The sequence below is a fragment of the Streptomyces sp. NPDC005899 genome (genome assembly GCF_040629645.1).
Classification (GTDB): Bacteria; Actinomycetota; Actinomycetes; order Streptomycetales; family Streptomycetaceae; genus Streptomyces.
On the sequence record NZ_JBEXWB010000557.1, the window covers coordinates 1 to 2,762 of the forward strand.

At 72.7% G+C, this 2,762-nt stretch carries 2 protein-coding genes; both read right to left on the bottom strand.

Annotated elements, in window-relative coordinates; all coding sequences use genetic code 11:
* Positions 1–2,381 (bottom strand): Tex family protein (locus ABZ371_RS31350; protein WP_358686057.1); only part of this gene is annotated, 2,381 nt, incomplete at its 3' end.
* A 151-nt stretch (positions 2,382–2,532) separates the two neighbouring features.
* Positions 2,533–2,664 (bottom strand): LPFR motif small protein, encoded by a 132-nt coding sequence (locus tag ABZ371_RS31355; RefSeq protein WP_358686059.1) that lies wholly within the window; start codon positions 2,662–2,664, stop codon positions 2,533–2,535.
* Between the last annotated feature and the right edge of the window lie 98 nt (positions 2,665–2,762).

Here is a 2,762-nt window from a genome sequence, read left to right on the forward strand (position 1 = left end):
CTGGAGTACAGAGGTGTGCTCTTCCGACCTGCCGAGGCCGCCCCGCGGCCACCGCCCCCGCGCCGGTCGCGGCCCTGGCCGCCGGCCTGGCCGCCGGCCTGGCCGCCGGCCTGGGCCTGCCGCTGGCGGGGCGGGCGTTCCCCGCCGCCCTGGCCGCCCCTCTCGCGCCTGGCCCCCCGGCCGCCGCCCTCCCCGGGCACGGCCTCGTCGTCCAGCCGCAGCGTCAGCGAGATGCGCTTGCGCGGGATGTCCACCTCCATGACCTTCACCTTCACGACGTCACCCGGCTTGACGACGTCTCGCGGGTCCTTGACGAACGTCCGCGACATGGCCGACACGTGCACCAGGCCGTCCTGGTGCACACCGATGTCCACGAAGGCGCCGAAGGCCGCGACGTTGGTGACGACGCCCTCGAGCACCATCTCCGGAGCGAGGTCGCCGATCTTCTCGACGCCCTCCCTGAACGTGGCGGTCCGGAACGCCGGGCGCGGGTCGCGGCCCGGCTTCTCCAGCTCCCGCAGGATGTCGGTGACCGTGGGAAGGCCGAACTTCTCGTCCACGAAGTCGTCCGGCCGCAGGGACCGCAGGACCCCGGTGTTGCCGATGAGGGCCGCGACGTCGCCCCCCGTACGCTTCACCATCGTCCGGACCACCGGGTAGGCCTCCGGGTGCACGCTGGAGGCGTCCAGCGGATCGTCGCCCCCGCGGATCCGGAGGAAGCCGGCGCACTGCTCGTACGCCTTCGGGCCGAGCCGCGCCACGTCCTTGAGCGCCCGGCGGGAGCGGAAGGGGCCGTGTGCGTCGCGGTGGGCCACGATGTTCTCGGCGAGGCCCGCCCCGATGCCGGACACGCGCGAGAGCAGCGGCGCCGAGGCGGTGTTGACGTCGACACCGACACCGTTCACACAGTCCTCGACCACCGCGTCCAGCGAGCGCGACAGCTTCACCTCGGACAGGTCGTGCTGGTACTGGCCGACACCGATCGACTTCGGATCGATCTTCACGAGCTCGGCCAGGGGGTCCTGCAGCCGCCGAGCGATCGACACCGCGCCGCGCAACGACACGTCCATGTCCGGCAGTTCCTGCGAGGCGAAGGCCGAGGCGGAGTACACGGAGGCGCCCGCCTCCGACACCATCACCTTGGTGAGCTCCAGTTCCGGGTGCCGTTCGCACAGCTCACCGGCGAGCTTGTCGGTCTCGCGGGACGCCGTCCCGTTGCCGATCGCGATCAGGTCGACGTGGTGTTCCCGCGCCAGCCGCTCCAGCGTCGCCAGCGACTGGTCCCACCTGTTCGCCGGCACGTGCGGGTGGATGACGTCCGTCGCGACCACCTTGCCCGTGGCGTCCACGACGGCCACCTTCACGCCCGTGCGGAAGCCGGGGTCCAGACCCAGCGTCGCCCGTGTCCCGGCCGGGGCGGCCAGCAGCAGGTCGCGCAGGTTGGAGGCGAAGACGCGCACGGCCTCGTCCTCCGCGGCCGTGCGCAGCCGCAGCCGCAGATCGATCCCGAGGTGCACGAGGATCCTGGTCCGCCAGGCCCAGCGCACCGTGTCACCCAGCCACTTGTCACCGGGCCGCCCCCGGTCGGCGACGCCGAACCGGCGGGCGATCATGCTCTCGTACGCGGACGGGCCCGGCCGGTCGGCGTCCGCCGGGTCCTCGGGCTCCAGGACGAGGTCGAGGACGTCCTCCTTCTCGCCCCGGAGCATCGCGAGGACGCGGTGGGAGGGAAGGGCGGTGAACGGCTCCGCGAAGTCGAAGTAGTCGGCGAACTTGGCGCCCGCCTCCTCCTTGCCCTCCCGGACCTTCGCGACCAGCCTGCCACGCGACCACATGCGTTCGCGCAGCTCACCGGTCAGGTCGGCGTCCTCCGAGAAGCGCTCGGTCAGGATGGCGCGGGCACCGTCCAGAGCCGCCGCCGGATCGGCCACGCCCGCGGCCTCGTCCACGAAGGCGCCCGCCGCGGAGAGCGGGTCGGTTGACGGGTCGCCCAGCAGTGCGTCGGCGAGCGGTTCCAGGCCCGCCTCGCGCGCGATCTGCGCCTTCGTGCGGCGCTTCGGTTTGAACGGCAGGTAGATGTCCTCGAGCCGCGACTTGGTGTCCGCCGCCCGGATCCGCGCCTCCAGTGCCACGTCGAGCTTGCCCTGCTCACGTACGGACTCGAGCACCGCCGCCCGGCGGTCCTCCAGCTCCCGCAGGTAGCGCAGCCGCTCCTCGAGCGTGCGCAGCTGCGCGTCGTCGAGCATCTCGGTCGCTTCCTTGCGGTAGCGCGCGATGAACGGCACGGTGGATCCGCCGTCGAGCAGCTCGACGGCCGCCTTCACCTGACGCTCGCGTACGCCGAGTTCCTCGGCGATCCTGCCTTCGATGGACGTCGTCACGGTTTCCCGACTCGCCTTCCCGTACTGGCTGTGCTGGCGGTGCGCCACTGGGGTGGTCCACCTGTGCGGTGGTCCCCTTCGCCTGCATTGTGCCGGGTGGCCGGGGGCCGTGTCGCGCGACGTCCTCGGACACGGCCCCCGCGGGGGCGCCTTACGCGCGCCGGGTCCTGCCGCCGCGCGAGGCTCCGCCGAACAGGCCGGCCACGAGCCGGAAGGGCAGGGTCACCACGGTGGCGACGGCCGAACCGACGGTACTCAGGGCGTTGGCGATCGCTCGGAACACGGTGTGCCTCCTTCGTTCGGGGGTGTACCCGCTCGCGTGCTCGCTGACCTCCCCGGTGAACGTGCCCGGCGTCAGCCCCTGCCGACCAGGCCGTCGGG